This window comes from Methylobacterium thuringiense (genome assembly GCF_022179645.1).
Taxonomy (GTDB): Bacteria; Pseudomonadota; Alphaproteobacteria; order Rhizobiales; family Beijerinckiaceae; genus Methylobacterium; species Methylobacterium thuringiense.
Window position 1 is genome coordinate 41,139 of sequence record NZ_BPRA01000024.1, and the last position, 19,985, is coordinate 61,123.

The 19,985-nt window shown below is 67.9% G+C and carries 20 protein-coding genes; 11 read left to right on the top strand and 9 right to left on the bottom strand.

Translation table 11 applies throughout. The features are described from left to right. The first annotated feature begins 29 nt into the window (after nucleotides 1-29). Nucleotides 30-725, top strand: a complete 696-nt coding sequence (gene pyrF, locus MFF07_RS19990; RefSeq protein WP_147816494.1) for an orotidine-5'-phosphate decarboxylase — start codon at nucleotides 30-32, stop codon at nucleotides 723-725. A 17-nt stretch (nucleotides 726-742) separates the two neighbouring features. Next, nucleotides 743-1,063 carry a DUF1330 domain-containing protein gene (locus MFF07_RS19995; RefSeq protein WP_147816492.1) on the top strand — a complete coding sequence of 107 codons (321 nt, stop codon included), beginning with the start codon at nucleotides 743-745 and terminating at the stop codon, nucleotides 1,061-1,063. On the opposite strand, the gene MFF07_RS20000 is transcribed toward MFF07_RS19995, so the two are convergent. Further along, a complete protein-coding gene (locus MFF07_RS20000; RefSeq protein ID WP_238232766.1) occupies nucleotides 1,057-1,449 on the bottom strand; it encodes a PilZ domain-containing protein in 393 nt (130 codons plus the stop codon). The two genes, MFF07_RS19995 and MFF07_RS20000, sit on opposite strands and share 7 nt — an antisense overlap. Before the next feature lie 144 nt (nucleotides 1,450-1,593). Between MFF07_RS20000 and MFF07_RS20005 the strand changes: the two genes are divergently transcribed. From MFF07_RS20005 to MFF07_RS20015, 3 genes are all read left to right on the top strand, one after another. Continuing rightward, entirely contained in the window at nucleotides 1,594-3,357 is a 1,764-nt protein-coding gene (locus tag MFF07_RS20005; protein ID WP_238232767.1) for a serine hydrolase, read from the top strand. A 222-nt stretch (nucleotides 3,358-3,579) separates the two neighbouring features. Continuing rightward, entirely contained in the window at nucleotides 3,580-5,103 is a 1,524-nt protein-coding gene (gene adh / locus MFF07_RS20010; protein ID WP_147816488.1) for an aldehyde dehydrogenase, read from the top strand. A 269-nt stretch (nucleotides 5,104-5,372) separates the two neighbouring features. Next, a complete protein-coding gene (locus MFF07_RS20015; protein ID WP_147816484.1) occupies nucleotides 5,373-5,813 on the top strand; it encodes a DUF779 domain-containing protein in 441 nt (146 codons plus the stop codon). A 3-nt stretch (nucleotides 5,814-5,816) separates the two neighbouring features. On the opposite strand, the gene MFF07_RS20020 is transcribed toward MFF07_RS20015, so the two are convergent. From MFF07_RS20020 to MFF07_RS20030, 3 genes are all read right to left on the bottom strand, one after another. Then, complete coding sequence (locus MFF07_RS20020) at nucleotides 5,817-9,131, bottom strand: hypothetical protein (protein ID WP_238232768.1); 3,315 nt, start codon at nucleotides 9,129-9,131, stop codon at nucleotides 5,817-5,819. A 158-nt stretch (nucleotides 9,132-9,289) separates the two neighbouring features. After that, nucleotides 9,290-9,742, bottom strand: coding sequence for a hypothetical protein (locus tag MFF07_RS20025; protein WP_238232769.1), 453 nt, complete (start codon nucleotides 9,740-9,742; stop codon nucleotides 9,290-9,292). A 122-nt stretch (nucleotides 9,743-9,864) separates the two neighbouring features. Continuing rightward, nucleotides 9,865-10,629 (bottom strand): invasion associated locus B family protein, encoded by a 765-nt coding sequence (locus tag MFF07_RS20030; protein ID WP_147816482.1) that lies wholly within the window; start codon nucleotides 10,627-10,629, stop codon nucleotides 9,865-9,867. A 275-nt stretch (nucleotides 10,630-10,904) separates the two neighbouring features. Between MFF07_RS20030 and MFF07_RS20035 the strand changes: the two genes are divergently transcribed. Both MFF07_RS20035 and MFF07_RS20040 read left to right on the top strand, forming a co-directional pair. Beyond that, complete coding sequence (locus tag MFF07_RS20035) at nucleotides 10,905-11,402, top strand: glutathione peroxidase (RefSeq protein ID WP_147816480.1); 498 nt, start codon at nucleotides 10,905-10,907, stop codon at nucleotides 11,400-11,402. Between the two features lie 156 nt (nucleotides 11,403-11,558). Beyond that, nucleotides 11,559-11,906: a hypothetical protein gene (locus MFF07_RS20040; protein WP_147816478.1), complete on the top strand. Its 348-nt coding sequence runs from the start codon at nucleotides 11,559-11,561 to the stop codon at nucleotides 11,904-11,906. Between the two features lie 371 nt (nucleotides 11,907-12,277). Here MFF07_RS20040 and MFF07_RS20045 read toward each other — a convergent pair whose 3' ends face one another. Genes MFF07_RS20045 through fliL form a run of 4 tightly spaced genes read right to left on the bottom strand, consistent with a single transcriptional unit; the run spans nucleotide 12,278 to nucleotide 15,451 of the window. Next, nucleotides 12,278-13,138 (bottom strand): MotE family protein, encoded by an 861-nt coding sequence (locus MFF07_RS20045; protein WP_147816476.1) that lies wholly within the window; start codon nucleotides 13,136-13,138, stop codon nucleotides 12,278-12,280. Then, nucleotides 13,135-13,623, bottom strand: a complete 489-nt coding sequence (locus MFF07_RS20050; protein WP_147816474.1) for a DUF6468 domain-containing protein — start codon at nucleotides 13,621-13,623, stop codon at nucleotides 13,135-13,137. Before MFF07_RS20050 ends, MFF07_RS20045 begins: the two co-directional genes overlap by 4 nt. A gap of 6 nt (nucleotides 13,624-13,629) precedes the next feature. Then, a complete protein-coding gene (gene fliM / locus MFF07_RS20055; RefSeq protein WP_147816472.1) occupies nucleotides 13,630-14,856 on the bottom strand; it encodes a flagellar motor switch protein FliM in 1,227 nt (408 codons plus the stop codon). A gap of 37 nt (nucleotides 14,857-14,893) precedes the next feature. Then, nucleotides 14,894-15,451 carry a flagellar basal body-associated protein FliL gene (fliL, locus tag MFF07_RS20060; protein WP_147816470.1) on the bottom strand — a complete coding sequence of 186 codons (558 nt, stop codon included), beginning with the start codon at nucleotides 15,449-15,451 and terminating at the stop codon, nucleotides 14,894-14,896. Nucleotides 15,452-15,724: 273 nt separating this feature from the next. On the opposite strand from fliL, the gene flgF reads away from it, so the two are divergent. The 4 genes from flgF to flgH are packed head-to-tail and all read left to right on the top strand — an operon-like array spanning nucleotide 15,725 to nucleotide 19,131. Next, complete coding sequence (flgF, locus tag MFF07_RS20065) at nucleotides 15,725-16,465, top strand: flagellar basal-body rod protein FlgF (RefSeq protein ID WP_147816468.1); 741 nt, start codon at nucleotides 15,725-15,727, stop codon at nucleotides 16,463-16,465. 25 nt (nucleotides 16,466-16,490) lie between these two features. Continuing rightward, nucleotides 16,491-17,282 carry a flagellar basal-body rod protein FlgG gene (gene flgG / locus MFF07_RS20070; protein WP_147816466.1) on the top strand — a complete coding sequence of 264 codons (792 nt, stop codon included), beginning with the start codon at nucleotides 16,491-16,493 and terminating at the stop codon, nucleotides 17,280-17,282. Nucleotides 17,283-17,296: 14 nt separating this feature from the next. After that, nucleotides 17,297-18,349 carry a flagellar basal body P-ring formation chaperone FlgA gene (flgA, locus tag MFF07_RS20075; protein ID WP_147816464.1) on the top strand — a complete coding sequence of 351 codons (1,053 nt, stop codon included), beginning with the start codon at nucleotides 17,297-17,299 and terminating at the stop codon, nucleotides 18,347-18,349. A 35-nt stretch (nucleotides 18,350-18,384) separates the two neighbouring features. After that, the gene (gene flgH / locus MFF07_RS20080) at nucleotides 18,385-19,131 is read left to right on the top strand and encodes a flagellar basal body L-ring protein FlgH (RefSeq protein WP_147816462.1); all 747 of its coding nucleotides are present in this window, start codon (nucleotides 18,385-18,387) and stop codon (nucleotides 19,129-19,131) included. Nucleotides 19,132-19,273: 142 nt separating this feature from the next. Here flgH and MFF07_RS20085 read toward each other — a convergent pair whose 3' ends face one another. After that, nucleotides 19,274-19,978 carry a hypothetical protein gene (locus tag MFF07_RS20085; RefSeq protein ID WP_147816460.1) on the bottom strand — a complete coding sequence of 235 codons (705 nt, stop codon included), beginning with the start codon at nucleotides 19,976-19,978 and terminating at the stop codon, nucleotides 19,274-19,276. Nucleotides 19,979-19,985 lie beyond the last annotated feature (7 nt).

A 19,985-nucleotide genomic window follows, 5' to 3' on the forward strand; every position in this document is an offset into this window, starting at 1 on the left:
GTGCCGCCACCTTCCAACCGGGACCGCCGATGCCGGAGCAGACCGACCCCCGCGACCGCCTGATCGTCGCCCTCGACCTCGCCGAGGTGGCGCAGGCCGAGGCGTTGGTCGCGCGCATCGGCGATGCCGCGACGTTCTACAAGATCGGCTACCGGCTCGGGTACAATGGCGGCCTCGCCTTCGCCGCGCGTCTGGCCCGGCGCGGCCTCAAGACGTTCCTGGATCTCAAGCTGCACGACATCGGCAACACCGTGGAGGAGGGCGTCCGCGCGCTCGGCGGTCTCGGCGCGACCTTCCTCACGGTTCATGCCTATCCGCAGACCATGCGCGCCGCCGTCCGCGGCGCCGCCGGCAGCGGCCTCAAGATCCTCGCCGTGACCGTGCTGACCTCCTACGACGAGGCCGATGCGCGCGAGGCCGGCTACGCCCTGCCGGTGGCCGATCTCGTGGCTTTACGCGCTCGGCAGGCGGCAGACGCGGGGATCGACGGCATCGTCTGCAGCGCGGTCGAGGCGGCTTCGGTGCGCTCCGTAATCGGCCCGGACCGGCTCATCGTGACGCCCGGCATCCGGCCGGCCGGGGCCGATCTCGGCGACCAGAAGCGGGTGATGACGCCGGGACAGGCGCGGGCGGCCGGCATCGACCACGTCGTGGTCGGACGTCCGATCACGGCCGCCGACGACCCGCGCGCCGTGGCGAAGGCGATCGTCGCCGAGATGGCGTGACAGAGGAGTCTTTTGGAATGGCGCGCGGCTACTGGATCGTTCGGGTCGATGTCCACGACCCCGAGGCCTACAAGGACTACGCGGCTGCGAACGGCGCCGCCTTCGAGGAGTTCGGCGGCCGTTTCCTGGTACGGGGCGGCCCGTTCGAGGCGGTGTCCGGCTCCTCGCGGGCGCGCAACGTCGTGATCGAGTTCGCGAGCTACGCCCAGGCGCTCGCCTGCTGGAATTCCAGGACCTACCAGGGCGCCCGCGCCAAGCAGCGCGGCGCGGAATCCGATATCGTCATCATCGAGGGCTATGACGGCCCGCAGCCCGCATCGGCGGGGCCGGCTCAGTAGCCCGAGAAGCGGCTGCGGCGGGCTTGGAGCACCTTGTTGCCGTCCGGCGTCGCCTGCGGAGGCGCTGCGGCGGGCTCCTGGACGGCCGGCGGCTTGAGCTTTCCGACCTGCTCGATCACGACGCCGGCATATTCCCCCCGGCGCCAGGCCAGCTTGACCGAGCAGACGAAGTCCCGGCCGAGTACCCTGAACCGGAACGTCTCGGGAAGGAGGCAGTTGCTGGGCCCGCCGAGCTTGGCGCCCGACTTCGACACATCCTTGACCGTGCAGGGAATTTCGGTCCCGTCGTCGAGGCGGATCATGGCGATCCAGGTGGTGTCCCGACGTTCTTCCGCGCGTGTGATCATGGCGTTCGAACCGTTGCCGCGTTCCAGCGACTTTTCCATTCCGATCCTAGGATTGCGTAAACGTGAGATTGCATAGTGCACGTTGTGCGCAACGCCCGTGCCTGCCGTGCGATTTCATGCGACAAAATGTCGTGCCGCCGCCGCGGGATCGCGTGGCGCCCCGGCGCTGGGCAGCGGTAATTCGTGTATCGGGCAGAGGAGGTCGCCATCGGTGACGGACTTGCGTTGCGGCTCATCGCGCTCGTCATGGCCGGCCTTCTCGCGGGGCTCACGGCCATCTCACCTCTGTCGGCGCGCGCCCGTGTGACCGAGACGACCTACGCGGCGGCCGCCGAAGCGCTGGTCGAGCCCTATCTCCAGTCGGGCCTGTTCTCGGGCACGATCCTGGTGGCGAAGAACGGCAAGCCGGTGTTTCGCCGGGCCTACGGTCTGGCCAACCGCGAATGGAGCGTCGCGAACACCCTCGACACGCATTTTCGCATCGGCTCGCTCACCAAGTCCTTCACCGCGGCCGCGATCCTGAAACTCGCTGAAGCCGGCAAGCTCGGCCTCGACGACCGCATCCGCCAGTTCGTCCCCGGCGCGCCGGCCTCCTGGGACCGTGTGACCCTGCGGCACCTGCTCGGCCACACCTCGGGCATCATCAACTATACGGCGCTGCCCGACTATTATGCGAAGCTCTCGCGGCTGGAGCGCACGCCCCAGGAGATCGTGGCGCTCGTCGAGGCCGAGCCGCTGCTGTTCGAGCCGGGCACGCGGATGGAGTACAGCAACACCGGCTACGTGCTGCTCGGGATGGCGATCGAGGCGGCCTCGGGCCAGCCCTATGCAGGTTACCTGCGGGAAGCGATCCTCACGCCTCTGGGGCTGAAGGAGACCGGCTACGACGAGGCGAGTGCCGTGCTGCCGCGGCGTGCCTCCGGCTACCGCTTCGGCCAGGCGCAGTGGCGCAATGCGCCGCCGATGGCTTCCAGCATCGCCTATGCCGCCGGCGGGCTGTATTCGACCGTCGACGACCTGCTCGCCTGGAGCCGCGCCCTGTTCGGCGGGAGGGTCGTCTCCACCACCTCGCTCGCCGCGACGGTCGACGACGGCGGCCGAGGCTACGGGCTCGGCTGGTATGTCGGCCGGGCGCATGAGCGACGACTGTGGTCGCATGGCGGCGCCGTCTCAGGCTTCCTGTCGATGATCGATCACTATCCCGACGATGGGCTCGACGTGATCGTGCTCGCGAACAACGAGAACGCCCCGGTCCAGAAGATTTCGCGCGAGCTGTCCGCGCTCTGGTTCGGCGTGCTGGATCCGCCGGACTCGATCGTGCTGGAGGACATCATCCTCGACCGCTACGCCGGGACCTACCAGCTCGGCCCGCGCCACTTCCTGACGCTCACACGCGAGCACGGCCGGCTCCTCTCGAAAGGGACGGCGGGGCCCCCGATCCTCTTCCTGCCCGAGAGCGACCGCACCTTCGTCTCGCCTGCGATCGATGCGCGCATCACGATCGACACCGAGCCGGACGGGCGTCCCAACGGCCTCGTCTATCATCAGGCCGGCCGCGACCGCATCGCGCCGCGGACCACCCCGGAGGAGGCTGTCCGCATCCTCGCGGAGCCGCGCCCGCTCCGCCGCGAGGTCTCCATCGACCGCGCCCGCCTGCGCCGGCTGACCGGCCGCTACGACCTCGGCCCGAGCTTCATCGTGAGCGTGACCCTGGAGAACGGGCGTCTCTACGCCCAGGCGACCGGCCAACCGCGCAACGAGCTGTTTCCGGAGGGCGAGCGCGCGTTCTTCCTCAAGAGCGTGGACGCGCAGCTCAGCTTCGATCTCGACGGCAACGGGCGCGCCACGGGGCTCGTGCTGCATCAGAACGGGCTCGACACGCCCGGTCCCCGCATCGAAGGCGATCTGGCCTCGACGAAGAAGCCGGCCCGGCCACAGGCCCGCTGACGGACGAACCGGATCGCCGGGTGTCGCCATCGTTCCAAAACGGGACTACAACGGCGTGCCGCGAGCGGCACCCGGGCGGACGAAGCCTTGCGAAAAACGCGTTATCGCAGAACGGCTTGCCGTAGGCTGCGACAGGTTGGCCTAAAGTCCACCTTGATTTGACGCACCGGCTGGCCTTGTCTCCCGCCGAATGCTGCCGAAGAGCATCATGGAGGAACACCGATGAACAAGCCGGAATTTTTGGCTGACGCCAGGACCAAGTCGCCCTTCTCGGCGCGCTACGAGAACTTCATCGGCGGTCAGTGGGTCGCCCCCGTCGCCGGACGCTACTTCGAGAATACTTCGCCGATCACCGGCAAGGTGATCTGCGAGATCGCCCGCTCCGACGCACAGGACGTCGACAAGGCGCTCGACGCCGCGCACGCCGCCAAGGACTCCTGGGGCCGCACCGCCCCGGCCCAGCGCGCCCGCATCCTCAACCTGATCGCCGACCGGATGGAGGAGAACCTCGATCTGATCGCGCTGGCCGAGACCTGGGACAACGGCAAGCCGATCCGCGAGACCGTCAACGCCGACATCCCATTGGCCATCGACCATTGGCGCTACTTCGCCGGGTGTCTGCGCGCCCAGGAAGGCTCGATTTCCGAGATCGACCACGACACGGTCGCCTACCATTTCCACGAGCCGCTCGGCGTCGTCGGCCAGATCATCCCGTGGAACTTCCCGATCCTGATGGCGGTGTGGAAGCTCGCCCCGGCGATCGCCGCCGGCAACTGTGTCGTGATCAAGCCCGCCGAGCAGACCCCGGCCTCGCTCCTCGTCGTCATGGAGCTGATCGCCGACATCCTGCCGCCGGGCGTCATCAACGTCGTCAATGGCTTTGGTCTGGAATGCGGCAAGCCGCTGGCCTCTTCGCCGCGCATCGCCAAGATCGCCTTCACCGGTGAGACGACCACCGGTCGCCTCATCATGCAGTACGCCTCGCAGAACCTGATCCCGGTGACGCTCGAGCTCGGCGGCAAGTCGCCGAACATCTTCTTCGCAGACGTCGCGAACGAGGACGACGACTTCTTCGACAAGGCGCTCGAAGGCTTCACGATGTTCGCCCTCAACCAGGGCGAAGTCTGTACCTGCCCGAGCCGCGCGCTCGTGCACGAGTCGATCTACGACCGCTTCATCGAGCGCGCCATCAAGCGCGTCGAGGCGATCACCCAGGGCTCGCCGCTCGATCCGACGACCATGATCGGCGCGCAGGCCTCTTCGGAGCAGCTCGAGAAGATCCTCAGCTACGTCGACATCGGCAAGCAAGAAGGCGCCGAGTGCCTCACCGGCGGTGCCCGCGGCAACCGTGACGGCGAGTTGGCCGACGGCTTCTACATGCAGCCGACGGTGTTCAAGGGCCACAACAAGATGCGGATCTTCCAAGAGGAGATCTTCGGGCCCGTGCTCTCGGTCGCGACCTTCAAGGACGACGCCGACGCTCTTGCGATCGCCAACGACACCCTCTACGGCCTCGGCGCCGGCGTCTGGACCCGCGACGGGACCCGCGCCTACCGCTTCGGCCGCGAGATCCAGGCCGGCCGCGTCTGGACCAACTGCTACCACGCCTACCCGGCCCACGCGGCCTTCGGCGGCTACAAGCAGTCCGGCATCGGCCGCGAGACCCACAAGATGATGCTCGACCATTACCAGCAGACGAAGAACATGCTGGTCAGCTACTCCGCGAAGAAGCTCGGCTTCTTCTAAGAGGCGTTTCCTCCCGACACGTTCAGACCCCGGCCGAGAGGCTGGGGTTTTTTGTTTGAGCGCCGGTCCCTCTCCCCTCTGCGGGAGAGGGTGGCCCTCGCGTCAGCGAGGGTCGGGAGAGGGGAGCGACAGGTCCGGACGTGGCGCGCCCCTCTCCCGACCCGCTTCGCGCGCCACCCTCCCCGCAAAGGGGGGAGGGGTCGGCACAGTCATGGAATTCCGCGCCAAGAACCTCACATAACATCGGAAGACATACGGGAGATCACGCCATGACCGAGACGGTCGCGACCGCCGCCGAGACCATCGAGCCCGTCACTGCCGAGCAGGCCGACAACGCCGGCGCACCGCTGCGTGTCACGGCGACGCCGGCCGCGCTCGAACTCATCGAAGAGCTCAAAGCCGATTACGGGCCGGTGATGTTCCATCAGTCCGGCGGCTGTTGCGATGGCTCGTCGCCGATGTGCTATCCCGTCGGCGACTTCATCACCGGCGACGGCGACGTGCATCTCGGCCAAGTCGGCGGGGCCGACTTCTTCATTTCGCGCTCGCAGTTCGGGGTCTGGCAGCACACGCACATCATGCTCGACGTGGTGCCGGGCCGCGGCGGCATGTTTTCCCTCGAGAACGGCCGCGAGAAGCGCTTCCACATCCGCTCGCGCCTGTTCAGCCAAGCCGAGAACGACGCGCTCGCCGGCACCTGCCTCATCTGACCCTCAGCCCGGAGGCGTCGTCGCCTTCTCCGCGTCGGCGCGCGGCGCGGCACCGTCCGAGCCGCGCTCGGGCACGGCACTGTCGGGATAGCGCTTGCGGTACTCCGTGAGAAACGCACCGAGCGTTTCGGCCGAGGTGGCGCGGCGCGCGGCTTCGCGGAAGGCCGACGTGCGGGGCGCATCGTTTCGGGTCAGCAGCGCGAAGGTGCGCGCGTCCGGGCTCTCCGCCATCGGGGCGGAGAATTTCGCCTTCAGACGCTCCAGCCCGAGGCCCTCTCCGGCCAGCCCGTAGGCGATGCCGGCACGGATGACATCTCCGCGGGCCGCCTCGTCGAGCGGCTTTCGGCCGCGCCAGACCTCGCCGAGCAGGGCTTCGTGCGCCTCGCCGGCCTCGCGCCACCGCCGCGCTCCCCAGAGGATGTCGGCGCGCAAGCGCTCTGCGTCGGCACCGCTTTCGCCCTCGATCGTCTCCAGGGCGAGGTCTGTGCGGGTGAGATCGGAGAGCGCACGGGCGCGCAGGAGCGCTCTCGCACGGCGCAGGTCGTCTCCGAGCGCCGGCAGATGTGTCTCCTCCAGAACCTTGAGTGCGTCGAGCGGCTTACCCTCCATCAGCCGGATCGTCGCGAGGCGCGCGGCCACGCTGGCGCGGGCCGGCCCGGTCAGGCGATGCGCGACCTGATGTTCCAGAAGATCGTCAGCGGATTCGAGCAGATCGAGGGCCACGAGCCGGTCAGCCAAACGCCGCACGATCTCGTCGGCGCGCCGTCCGGCGGGCGCGAAATCCTTGAAGTCGAAATAGAGCGCCAGCGCCTCGACCCCACCGATGGTCGATGCGCGCTCGCCCAGATACAGATCCTCGAACAGGGCCTGTGTGGATTCGTGCATGGCGCGCGAGGCCGGAGCGTCCGGCGCCAGGATGTTGGCGCGCCTGGCCGTCACGAAGACCTGCCGCCAGCGCCCGGCTTCGATGTTGAGCCGGCCGAGTGCGGCGAGCGTTTCGCTCTCGATGGCGCCGCCATGCCAAGTCAGCAGCAGCGTTTCCAGCCGGTCGATCGCATCCTTGAGGGCGAGCTTGTGCAGCGTCTGTGCAAGCATGACGGCTCGCAAGGTCGCCGCGGCGGCAACGGGACGTTCGGCTTTGGCCGCGAGCGTTTCATAGGCGTCGAGGGCGGCTGCGACGCCGCCCTTGGCCTCGTCGATGCGGGCGTGCATCAAAGAGACCCGGTCGCGGGTGAGGGCGTTGGCACCTTGTGAAGCGGCCCGGCTGGCACGTAGTGCGCCGTCCCAATCGCCGAGCTCGACCGAGGCTTCCGAGGCGGAGGCGTAGAAGGCGGCTGCCACATCTTCGGGATAGCGATCCAGCACCGATTGGCTCGCGTTCAGGCTTGCATCCGCCGCGCCCCAGCGCCCCTGCCTGGCGGCGATATAGCCACGCCAGAGCCGCGCCTCGGGATTGCGGGCGAACCGCTCGGCAGCGAGCAGTTTTTCGGCTTCGTCGTAGCGACCGATGCGGGCCGTCATGATGCCGCGCATCAGCGCCGGCTGCACCTCGCCGTCGAGAACCGGATCGTCGGCCGACGCGACGGCCAGAACGCCCAGGGCCTCAATGTCGAGACCATTGGCCATGAGAGCCTTGGCGAGGGCGAAGCGTGCGGCGCCGCGCCCCGAATGCGAAGCTGCCGCGGCCGCGGCGTATCGTTCACGCAGCATGGCGCCGACGTCGCCGCGCCGCTCCACCATCCAGATTTCGCGGTCGATGGCGAGGTCGCCGGCTTCGGCGACCGGTGGCTCGGCTGCACGCGCGACGCCCGAGACGGCGACGCCGCCCTCGCGCTCTATCGCGACGCCGTCGAGGTCGGGGCGCACGGCGAGGTCGTCGGCGTATGCCAGTACCGCGAGGCCGACACGGCTCGGCAGCAGCTCGAAATCGACGAAGCGCTGAGGTTTCGACACGCCGGCGCGCCGCACGCCGCCCGCCGTAACCACGGCGACCCGCTCGCCGTCGAGGTCGAGCCAGGTCGCGGAGCCCGGATCCGGCAAGCCGACGCCGATCCCGACGCGGCCCTGGCCACCGGGAATGCGCTTCGCCAGCAGGCTCTCGCTCGGCGCGGCCCCGTCGCCGGCCACGAGTTCCCAGCCGCGCGGTTCGGTGATCGGCAGCAGATCGACGAGGCTGCCGGACGGAATGGCGAAACGCAGCATCGTCACGGGTCCGACCCGCTGCGCCGGGCCCAGCGGCACGAGGCCGCTGCCGCCCGGAGGCGGCGGCGTCACGGGATCCGTGGTCTCGAAGACGAGCGTCGCTATGCCGGCCCGTTCGAACAGGGCGGCCGGCACCATCTTCGCGAAGGGGAAGACCAGGCCGGAGCCGGCACGCCGCGGCGGCACCTCGGCGGCGCGGATTTCCGGCTTCGCCGGCTCGGCCGCCGGAGCCTTCGCAGGCGCGGTGGGCTCGACGGCTTTTGCTACGTCCGTATGGTCGTTCTTGGCGGCCGGATCGGCGGCCGGGTCGGCGGAAGGGGCGGCCTTAGCCACTGCCGGCGGCTTCGACAGGAAGTCGATGACGGCTTCCTCCGCGTCCCGGCCGGTCTCGACGGTGACGCCATCGGCGGGGATTGCGGTCAGGCGCGCGCCGGCACCGTCGTTCTCGATGCGGATGCTGCCGATCTCCGGCTTGAGGCGCCCTCGCGCCGCTCGGTCGTCGATCCGCCAAGCGCCTGCCAAGGTCAGGCGGGTGCCCTCGTCGGCATCGTCGAAGGTCGGCTGCGCGTCGTGGGGCAGCCTGAGGCTCACGCGGGTGCGGCCGGGCGCGTGCGATACGTCGATGATGACAGGCTTCGGTGCGGCTGCGGGCTTGCTGGCCCGCAATGCGGCTTCGGCCTCGCGAGCCCGTCGGGCGAGTTCGGCCACGATCTCGGGTGGCAGGGGCGGCGGCAGCCCGACCCAGGTGTCGGGCAAGAGGTCCACGAAGACCTGCTCGCCGGCTTCCTGCAGGTTGACGCGGTAGCCCCGCTGCAGAGCGAGGCGTAGAGCCGTGCCGTCGGGATCCCGCCGCACGACACTGACGAAATCGGGCATGCCCGCCGCGATCCGCTCCGATCCCGCTGCGACGGCTTCGCCGAAGTTAAGGGCTACCACGGTACCGGACACGCGCGCCTTGACTGCCACGGGCGTATCGAAGGTCAGGACGATGCGGCCGTAGCCGCCGGGCTGGCTCCCCTTGGCGGACACGAGGCGGGCAGCTTCTGCCGAGGCGTAGGGAAGACAGGCAGCGAGCAAGGCCGTCAGCGCGACGAGCCGCAGGGCAGGGCGCGTCATGCCGAGCCGCCTCTCGCCATCGGCTCGCCACCTCATCGCGTCCGTCCGAATTTCCGGCCGTCCCCGATGGAGACCGCCATACGCCACACTCGCCGATGAGTGTCGCCGAACGGGGTGAACGCGTGCTTAAACCTGCTGGCTCAGGGAATCCCGAGCACTCAGGGCGTTTTGGCGTCAGGCGCCTTGCGGGTGACGAGGCCGGGAATGGTCGTGCCGCTCTCGCCGAAATGCTCGAAGGCGCGCTTGCAGCTTCCGGCCGTGTCCTTCTTGTAGGCTTCGCTGTAGCCCAGCGACTCGACCATCAAAGGACCCTGTTCCAAATCCTTGATGTCGACGCCCATGGCGGCGATGACCTTCTTGAAGCGGTCGTAGTCCGGCTCTGCGTCCGGGCACCCGACGGCGACGAAGCGGATCATGCCGGCGACCTTCGCGGCCCCGTTGCGCTGGCGCTCGACGCGGGGATCGCCCTTGGCCTCGGGAGCTGGAACGGCCTGCGGCGGTGCGGCGGGGGCGGGCTCCGGCGTGCTCGGCGTCTCTGCCGCGAGCGGTCCGGCCTGCGCGACAGCGAGCGCCACCACGAGGCATGCGGCGGTCAGGGCATGCTTCATCATGTTCCTCCAGAACGGTTTTTTTCGCGCGAGCATGGCTGCGCGTTGCTTCTCCGTTGCGGGAGGAGGCCGCCGTGGTCAACCCAAAGCGGGTTGCCTGTTCTGCCCGATGGTCCCTGTCGCCGTCAGCCGCCGAAGGCGGCCGCCCGCGCGAAAGCGGCGGCAAAGCCCGCCAGCGGGATGCTGATCACCGTCGGCTCCTTCGCATCGGGCTTCATCGCCGAGACCGTCAGGGCCTGTGCGGTCTTCATGGTGTCGGTGGCGAGCGCCGGCAGGCTGATGGGCACGAGGCAGCCATCGGCGACGCAGAACGAGTAGGGCGCACCCTTGCCGAGCGTCCGGTCGTCGAGCTTGAACGTCACTCCGGACTCGATCTGGAGACCGAACGGCATCAGGATCAGACCCTCCGCACGGCCATCCTTCGGCGCGCGCAGTTCGACGCTGAACTGGCGCTTCCCGGTGCGGCGGTCGCCTTGGGACTGGATCACGACGCAATCGGTCTGCGTGCCTTCGCGATTGCAGTTCATGGTCCAGTCGCCATAGGCCTCGCTCACCGAGCGTGCGCCATTCGGCCACTGAACCTTCGCATCGGAGGGAGCGGGCTCCAGCAACGTGCCGTCGGTTGCGGGCATGGCCGTCACCGGCTTTTCGCCTTCGGCCGGCCTCGTCTCGACTGCCTTTGGCTCGATCGGCTTGACCTTAGGGGGCGTCGGTTTTTTCGGGCGGGGCTTCGGCTTAACGGTTTCTTCGGCGGCTGCCGACCCTTCCGACGCGGCCGGTACCTCGGGCTCCTGCGCCCATGCCGACGGCGCGAGATGGGCAGAGGCGGCGAGCGTCCCGATCGCGATCAGCAGAATCGCCTTGAGCGTGCGGGGGCGGATCGGAGTCATGGAACGACCTTCAGCGAAAGCGTTCGCGCCGCCTAGCGTCGCCCGGCGCCTGATGCAATCGTACCCGGATCGAAAGTTCGGCAACGGTGCAGGAATGACGCGCTGAGCTTGGAGTTATTCAAGACTGAGCTTGCGTAATGATCCCGGTGCCGAGCTGGGCTCACGCAGAGTGTTGCCGATGCTGCCGCTCGACGTCGTGCAAGCATCTTCGTCGTGCAAGCATTTTCCGCGAGCTCGCTGTATCGATGCGACGGAACAGATACGAGGCGACCGGCATGAGTGGCATCCACGTGTTTTCACCGAACGACGCGACCGGTACGCCTCATCCGCTCGCGCAGTATCGCGGCCGGGTGCTGCTCGTCGTGAACACGGCCTCGAAATGCGGATTCACATCGCAATACGAGGGGCTGGAGACCCTCTGGCGGCGTCATCGCGAGGCTGGATTCGTCGTACTCGCACTGCCCTGTAACCAGTTCGGTGCGCAGGAGCCCGGTGATGCCGCGGAGATCGCACGATTTTGCTCGCTGACCTATGATGTAACGTTCCCGGTTCTGGCGAAGATCGAGGTCAACGGGGCCGGGACCGATCCGCTCTTCGTGCAGCTCAAGCGCGAGCGACCCGGCTTGCTCGGATCGCAGGCGATCAAGTGGAATTTCACGAAATTCCTGGTCGGGCGCGACGGGCGTGTGATCGCGCGATTCGCGCCTAAGACGAAGCCGGCCGAACTGGAACGAGCGGTGACCGAGGCGCTGGCCGAGCCGGAGCCGGCCTGAACGATCGAAGCCGGTATGGCTGGCGACCGAAAACAACTTCTGTTAGAGTCATGTCTGTCTTGATTGCAATGCGGCGGTGACATCAGGTCTGTAAATCTGACGCATTTTCTTCGGTGATCGGATGCCGGCATCGTGGTGAAGTGATTTAGCCTATCGATGAGCATCCCAGAAGAATGTTCATTTCAGGCGGCCGGAAGAGGGGCATGGGAGGTGACTGCGTACAGTATCTTCCTTGCGGGCATTGCCCTGGCGCTACACAGGCAAGACGACCTTTTTCGAGGCTCTATCGAAGAGTGGGACGATCGCCTGACGAACGAATGGCGGCACCGCGCCGCAGTCACGATCGCCATCGTCCTGTGGCTGCTCACGTGGCTCGGTGGATGGTGGCTCGGTCGAGCGCTCTCCTCGGGGTCTATCATCCTGACGATGACCGGCGCCTTCTTCGGATGGTTGCTTGGCCTCGGGCTCGCAACGTTGATCCTCTATATGGATGAGCGTCTTTAGAGCCCTCTCCGACCAAGGAGATACCTGTTGGTCGGAAGGCGCTCCAGCAGCAGGGTCGGCGATAGGATGGTCGGCTGAATCGCTGCCATGAACCGTGCCATGCCCGAAATGTGGCGACCGACAGTGCCTTCCGATCGCCGGACCTGTCGAGTTGTCTGCCGGTGTCCGTCAGACAGTCTGACGAGCATCCGTGCGAGCCGCGATTCTCGCCGGCCAAGTCAGATCCTATCATCATCGACTGGTTGCCGTGATCGAGTGCCGTGGAGCCGGGCGTGATCACGCGCCCTTGGGCTGTTGCGATCCAAGACCACCGTTCGCACAACGCCGAGCAAGGGTTCACGAAGGGCGGCAACACGCGCCGCGACCGCGTATCAGGGGACAGAGGTGCGTGTCGGCGGGCCGGGGTCGATCGCCGGCAGTTCGTTCGCCGGCAAGCCGCCGACGCTGACCTGCTGGGTTGGACCGGGATCGACGCCGCGGGCACGGTTGGCCAGAGCGATCGTCAACTTCTCGGCGGGCTCCGAGCCCATGACCGCCAGAATCTCCGCCATCTTGCGGGGATTCATGCCGAGGACGAGCGGCACCAGCACTTCGAGACCGAGGCGGTCGAACACACGGGCGGCGTCCTTCGGCTTCATCGTCTCGTACATCGTCACGATGCTCTTCAGGCCGGCACGCTCGGCCTCCGCCTTCCTCGTCCCGTTGAGATCGGCCTTGTCTTCGGCTTGACGCAGGTCGCCGACGCCGCTCTCGAGCTTCTTCTCGACCTCGCCAAGCATCTTTTCGCGCAGGTCGAGTTCGTCGGAGCGCTGCTTGAGAGCGTCTCGGCGTGTGGCGAGCTTTTCCAGGATGGCGCGCTCCGTCGGCGAGACCGGCTCCTTGACGGCCGGCTGGTAGACAGGCGGCTCGGGAGCGTTGGCCGGCTCGGCGGACTTTTCCTTCGGAGTGACCGATCCCGTGGTCGTCGGGTCCTGCGGTTCGTAGCCGGTGCGTGCGCCGGCGAGCGCCCGCGCGAAATCGGGCAACGGCGTTCCCGGCGGCGTTGGACCGGAGGGCGCGCCGTCGGCCACCAAAGCCGTCAGCTTCAACACGAGAAGCCCGATCGCTGCCAGGGTCACGGCGTCGATCATGCGCAGCCGGATCGGCCGTACCGGCAGTTTCGCGAGCTGTGCGAGGCGCCGAACCGGGAGCTTTCCGGGTGGAGTCGACGCCGGGGGCTTCGCTGCGGTCATGCGGCCCTGGCCCGAAGCCGATCGAGGGCGCGCTCCGACATGGCCTGGGCGGCGGCAAGCGCCACGTCGAGGCGTTCACTCGTGGAGACCGTTCGCACCGCGATGGGCTTCGGCACGACCGCCACCACGGGCTCGGCCTCACGCCGCGGGGCCGGACGACCGGCCTGGGTCACGATGGCTCCGATGCGCGCGATCACGCCTTCGCCTGCCGCCACATGGGCATCGAGCTGCAGCGCCGAGCGCTCCGCCGATTCGAGGCGTTCAGTCAGACCGCGGTCACATTCGTCGAGGGCGGCGCGCAGGCCGGCGATGGCGCGTTCGGCTGTAGCGCTCGCCGTAATGAGATCGCCGATGGTCCGGCGCATCGCCGATTCGTCGGCCTTCATGCCGGTGATCCGGCGCGACAGCTTCACCGACGTGAGGATGGTGGCGACGAGCAGGACGGCGACCAGGGCGTCGGCGGCGAGGGTGACGAAGAGGGACATGCCGGGTTACCCGTCCGAACGGCTGGAGGTCGCGGCCTCGAAGGCCTGGAGCGTGGTGCGGGAGCGGCGCAGCGGCCGGGCGATCTGCACGGCGATGTTGTCGTCGATCCGCCCGATCCGTCCCTGCGTCAGCGCCCAGTCGCCGCATCGGACCGTGATCAGGTCTGAGGCTTTCTGCTCGAACATGATGGTGTCGCCGACCTTCAGCCCCATGACGCGCCGCAGCGGCAGGGTCATCTCGTGCAGCACGGCCTCCATGGCGACGTCGGCCTGCCAGATCTCGGTGGCGAGGTGGCTTTCCCAGACGTGGTCGCGGCCGAGCTTCTCGCCCATGAAGCTCTGCATGAGCAGTTCACGGATCGGCTCGATCGTCGCGTAGGGAAACAGGATCTGAAGGCCGCCGCCGCGACCGTCCATGTCGAGCTTCAGATTGATCAGGATAGCCGCGTTGGCCGGCCGCGTGATCGTGGCGAAGCGCGGGTTGGTCTCGATTCGGTCGATGGCGAAGCGCACCGGCGAGAGCGGCTGGAACGACTGTTCCAGGTCCGTCAGGATGATCTCGACGAGACGCCGCACGAGGTTCATCTCGATCGTCGTGAACGGCCGGCCGTCGAGGCGGGTCGAGGTACCGCCGCGCTTGCCGCCGAGCAGCAGGTCGAGGGTCGAGTAGGCGAGCGTCTGCTCGACGGTGACGAGACCCGAGTTCTCCCAGGCATCGGCCTTGAATACGCCGAGCAGCGTCGGCAGCGGGATCGCGTTGAGGTAATCGCCGAACCGGACCGAGGTGATCCCGTCGAGGCTGACCTCGACGTTGTCCTGGAAGAAATTGCGCAGCGACGTCGACAGCAACCGGATCATCCGATCGAAGACGATCTCGAGCATCGGCAGGCGTTCGTACTGGACGACGCCCGAATCGACGATGGCGCGGACGCCGCCCGCACCCGAGGCCGACAGCTCGCGCAGCGAGAAGCCGAGGACCGCGTCGATCTCGTCCTGGACGAGGATGCGATCGTTGCCGGCGAGTTCGGGGAGGTTTTCGGTCTCCCCGTCCTCGATCATCGTCGCCCATTCGGCGGCGACGTCACCCGTGGCGTTGGTGGTACCCTGCTCTGCGAGCGCAGCGCCCCACTCCTCGGCGAGCGAGGTGTCGCCGCCGCCGGTGCCGGCGCCGTCGGCGTTCTGCTCGATTAGAGCGGCAGCCCAATCGTCTTCGGGGTCGTCGGGTCCGGCCATCGTCGTCTCGATCGCTCTCTGCGAATGTCGGGCCGGGCTACTGGACTACCACGTCCTTGAAGAGCACCGCTTCGGCCTTTGCCGGATGGATCGCGATGTTGACGCGCCGCAGCAGCTCTTCACGGAGGCGGTAGAGGCCGGCCGAGCCGGCGATATCGGAGGCGCGCAGTTCGCGCATGTAGGTCTGGAAGGTGTCCTCGACCCGCGGCAGCAGCGGCTTCACCTCCGCCTCGACGCGGCCGTCCTTCAGTTCGAGCGCCACCTTGAGCTTGAGGTAGCCGCCCTTCTGCTGGCCGGGCTCGGGAGTCAGGTTCATGATGAGGTCGCGGACTTCGAGAAAGGTCACGCCCGTCTTCGGCGCGGCTTCGCCATGACCGCCTCCGCCGCCATGGGCGTCGGCGGCCGGTGTGGCGTGGGCGTCGCCATGCGCATCACTGGCTGCAGCCGGCTTCTTCATCATGACGTAGCCGCCCCCGCCGCCACCGAGGAGCAGAACGGCGGCTGCGATGATGATGATGAGCTTCTTCTTGGACTTCGGAGCCTCGGTCGAAGCGCCTTCCTCTCCTTCGGGACGTTTTTTTGGCTTCTTGGCCATGTCGAACGCTCCTGACCCGCACCACGCGACGAGACATGGATCGCGCGAGACGCGACCTCTGGCGTTAAGCTTTTCCCGATGGTGGTTAATACCTGATTAAGTACGGCAAAATCTGCCGAGTCGGACTTGCCGACGGCGCGGTGCGCACAACGTCGACGAATGACTGATTTTCAGTCAAATATCTGATTTCCAAAGAGAAACCGGAAAATTTGCGTCTGGCACGAGCCCTGCGGAGACGACATCCAGTACCGTTCGTCGGTTGGGGCTGGAACCATGCAGAACGCGCTCTTCGTCGGGGTTTCGTCCCAGGTGGCGCTCGCCCGTGAGCTCGATGTCATCGCCAACAACATGGCGAACGTCTCGACCACGGGCTTCAAGGCCCGCAACGCCCGCTTCGAGGAATACCTGATGCCGACGGCCTCGGCCGACAGCTTTTCGGGTGTCGACCGCCGCGTCTCCTACGTCATCGACTCGGGCACGCCCCTCGACCTCTCGCAGGGGCCGGTCGAGCCCGACGGCAACCCGATGCACGTCGCCGTCAAGGGCGATGCCTTCCTGGCAGTGAGGACGCCGTCCGGCGATCGCTTCACCCGCAACGGCGCTTTCGAGATCAATGCGCGGGGCACTCTCGTCACCTCGGACGGCTACCCCGTTCAGGGCGACAACGGCCCGATCACCGTCAGCCAGCAGGAGACCGGTCTGAGCATCGCCCCGGACGGCACCGTCTCGACCAATCTCGGCGTCCGCGGACGCATCCGCCTCGTCACCTTCAAGAACGCGCAGGGCCTCAAGAACGAGGGCGCCAACCTGTTCTCGTCGACGCAGCCGCCCCAGGCCGCCGGAATCGATGGCCGCCTGGAGTCCGGCGCGCTGGAGCGCTCCAACGTCAAGCCGGTCCTCGAAATGACCCGGCTGATGGACGTCAACCGCACCTATTCCATGGTCTCGAGCGTGATTTCGCGGCTCGACGATCTGCGCGGGACGGCTATCCGCCGTCTCGCCGACGTCGCCTGATCCGTAGCGTCAAGGAACTCCAGCGATGCGCGCCCTCTACGCTGCCGCCACCGGCATGGCGGCCCAGGAACTCAACGTCCAGGTCATCTCGAACAACATCGCGAACCTGCGCACCACCGGTTACAAGCGCCAGCAGGTGCATTTCCAGGATCTGCTCTACCAGAACCTGCGCCGCTCCGGCTCCTCGACCTCGGACCAGGGTACCATCCTGCCGGCCGGCCTCGCCCTCGGCTCGGGTGTGAAGACCACCTCGACCGCCCGGGCGATGGGACAGGGCACCCTGACCTCGACGGAAAAGGACTACGACGTCGCCATCCGCGGCGAGGGCCTGTTTCGCATCCGCATGCCGGACGGGCGGTTCGCCTATAGCCGCGACGGCTCGTTCGACCTCGACGCCCAGGGCAACCTCGTCAGCCGCGACGGCTACCTGCTCGACCCCTCGATTACGGTGCCGAACACGGCGACCTCGGTGACGATCTCGGCCACGGGTGCCGTCCAGGCGACGATTCCGGGCCAGACGGCGCCGCAGCAGCTCGGACAGTTCCAGCTCGCGCGCTTCATCAACAAGGTCGGCCTCGAGTCGATCGGCGACAACCTCTTTCTGGAGACCGCAGCCTCCGGGCCGGCCATCACCGGGCTGCCCGGCTCCGAGGGCTTCGGCAACCTGCAGCAGAGCTATCTCGAAGAGGCGAACGTCAACGCCGTCACCGAAATCTCGTCTTTGATCGCCGCCCAGCGTGCCTACGAGATGAACTCGAAGGTCGTGACGGCTGCCGACCAGATGCTCTCCACCACCTCCCAGATGTTCCGCGGCTGAGGCTCGTGAATCCGATGCAGGCCCTCAAGCAATTTCGTGCCGAAACTCACGCCCGCGTCGCCGTGCCGACCCTCGGCATGATCGGCCGCGCCGCACTGGCTGTCGCAGGCCTCGTCGCCGTTTCGTTGACGCTGCCGTCGCTGGCGCGTGCGGATACGCTGCGGCTGCGCGGCGACGTCACCGCCAAGGGCGACGTGCTGACCCTTGGGGACCTCGTCGAGAACGCACCTGCCGCCCTCAGCAGCCGCCCGCTGTTCCGCGCGCCTGCGCTCGGGGCTGCCGGAACGATCCAGGCCCGGCGCATCGCCGAAGCGATCGACAAGCTCGACCTCGGTACCGTCGAGACCGGCGGCCGCAGCCAGATCCAGGTCCAGCGCGCCGCCCGTCGGGTCGGGCCGCCGGAGATCGAGGCCGCGCTCAAGCGCGCACTCGCCACGAGCCAGGGTCTCGATGCGACCAATCTCAGCGTTCGCCTCGACGGCGAGGCTTTGCTGCTCGCACCGGTGGAGCTCGACGGACCGGCCAACGCGCTGGACGTCACCTACGATGCCCGCTCGCACCGCATCGCCGGCCTCGTCGTGCTCGGGGAGCGCCAGGCGTCGCTGCGCGTGACCGGACAGGTCGTCGAGATCCGCGAAGTCGCCGTGCTGACCCGAGCCCTCAGCCGCGGCGACGCGATCACGGCCGCCGATCTCACCCTCGAGCGCCGGCCGCGCGAGACACTCGGCGCCGACGCCCTCGGCAATGGCGGCAGCGTGGCCGGCCAGGTCGCGCAGCGCAGCCTCAGCGCCGGGGCCGTGCTGCGGACCGGCGACGTCGCGCCGCCGGATCTGGTGGCGCGGGGCGACTCCGTCGCCATCGTCTTCGAGACCTCCGGCGTTTCGCTCTCGATGACCGGCATCGCCAACGAGAACGGCCGCCTCGGCTCCAGCGTCTCCGTAACCAACCCGGCTTCGAAGAAGATGCTCCAGGCCACCGTGATCGGCCCCGGCCGCGTCTCGGTCGGTCCCGCCCGCTCGCAGCCGATGGTGCAGGCCAGCGCCGCGCCGACCGGCCGCATCAACTGAATCCGTCCCTGGTCACACGGAGCGGCCTCGAACTCATGACCGTACGCGCTTCCCACCTCGTCGCTCTCCTGTTGACCTGCGCCGGCCTCGGCGCCTGCAACACGGCCGACCGGCTTTCGCAAATCGGCGCCCGGCCGAACCTCTCGGCGATCGAGGACCCGACCGCGCAGGCCGGCTACAAGCCGGTGCGCCTGCCCATGCCCGACGTGCAGCCCGTGTCCTACGCGCCGAACTCGCTGTGGCGGACCGGCTCGCGGGCCTTCTTCAAGGACCAGCGCGCCGCCCGCATCGGCGACCTGCTCACCGTGAAGGTGAACTTCACCGATAAGGCCAACCTCAACAACGAGACCAAGCGCTCGCGCTCGAACGCCGAAGGGTTCGGTCTGCCCAACGCCTTCGGCTTGGAGAAGGCGGCTGGCGTCGCAGCAGCGGGCATCAGCGCCGACAAGCTCCTGAACGCCACCTCGACCTCGTCGAGCGACGGCGCCGGCTCGGTCCAGCGTGCCGAGACCGTGACGACCAACATCGCCGGCATCGTCACGCAGGTGCTGCCGAACGGCAACCTCGTGGTCGAGGGCAAGCAGGAGATCCGCATCAACTACGAGGTGCGCGAACTCGTCGTCGCCGGCGTGGTGCGGCCGGAGGACATTGAGTCCGACAACACCATCGATTCCTCGAAGATCGCTCAGGCCCGCATCGCCTATGGCGGTCGCGGCCAGATCAGCGACGTCCAGCAGCCGCGCTACGGCCAGCAACTGGTCGACGTGCTCTTGCCGTTCTGATCGTGACAGTGGACCTCGCGGTTGCCGCCTCGATGTCCGTCGGCCGCATGCAGACAAGTGTACGCAGCCTGCAATCCATTGACAGCTCCCGATGACGCTCGGTCGTGTCTGATGGACGAGCCGAAGCGTATGGGCGTCGATACTAGCCGTCCCGTCGGCCACAGCGCACGTAGGACGAAGAACCCTTGGCGCTCGTCCAGATCAGGCGGTCGCCGTCGACCAGAAGGCGCACCTGCGATGTCCAGTTGCGGCCGCGCTCGCTGCAATCGGCCGCGACCGTCCAGGCGATGCCGTCGCGCTTACCGTTGCGGAAACGGCAGAGCGTCCGCCCGGCCTTCGCCCCGTCCTCGGTGATCAACGCCGGCAGATACCCGCGCCTGCGGGATGTGGCGCCGCAGGCCTGCGCGGTCGGTCCCCAGGTCCCGACATAGCTCACCCGCTCTGCGGGCGGGTTCGCCGGACGCATGGGCGTCGCGTGGGGCAGCGGTTCGGGAGCGACGCTGGCGACCCTGATGACGCCGGCCGTCACGACGGCGGTCTCCTCGGACGGGACGATCTGGACCGCCTCATGCAGGCGCGGCTGCGCCGCCGGAACGCGCTCGGCATCGGACTGATCGGCGACGGCGATGCGGTCGGATGCAGCCAGCCGGACCGTCGTCACCTGACCCCGGCCGTCCTCCATGAGGAACATGAGGCTGAAGGTCAGCAGTGCGCCCCAGCCGGCGGCGAGCAAAAGGGGGATCGTCAGCCGAACCGGCTTGTGCTCATCGATATCCGGAACGGGCGGCACCGGCGCGTCGATACGGAGTACGGGCTCTTCGTCCCCGATCTCGCGCGCCACCATCATGCCCGAT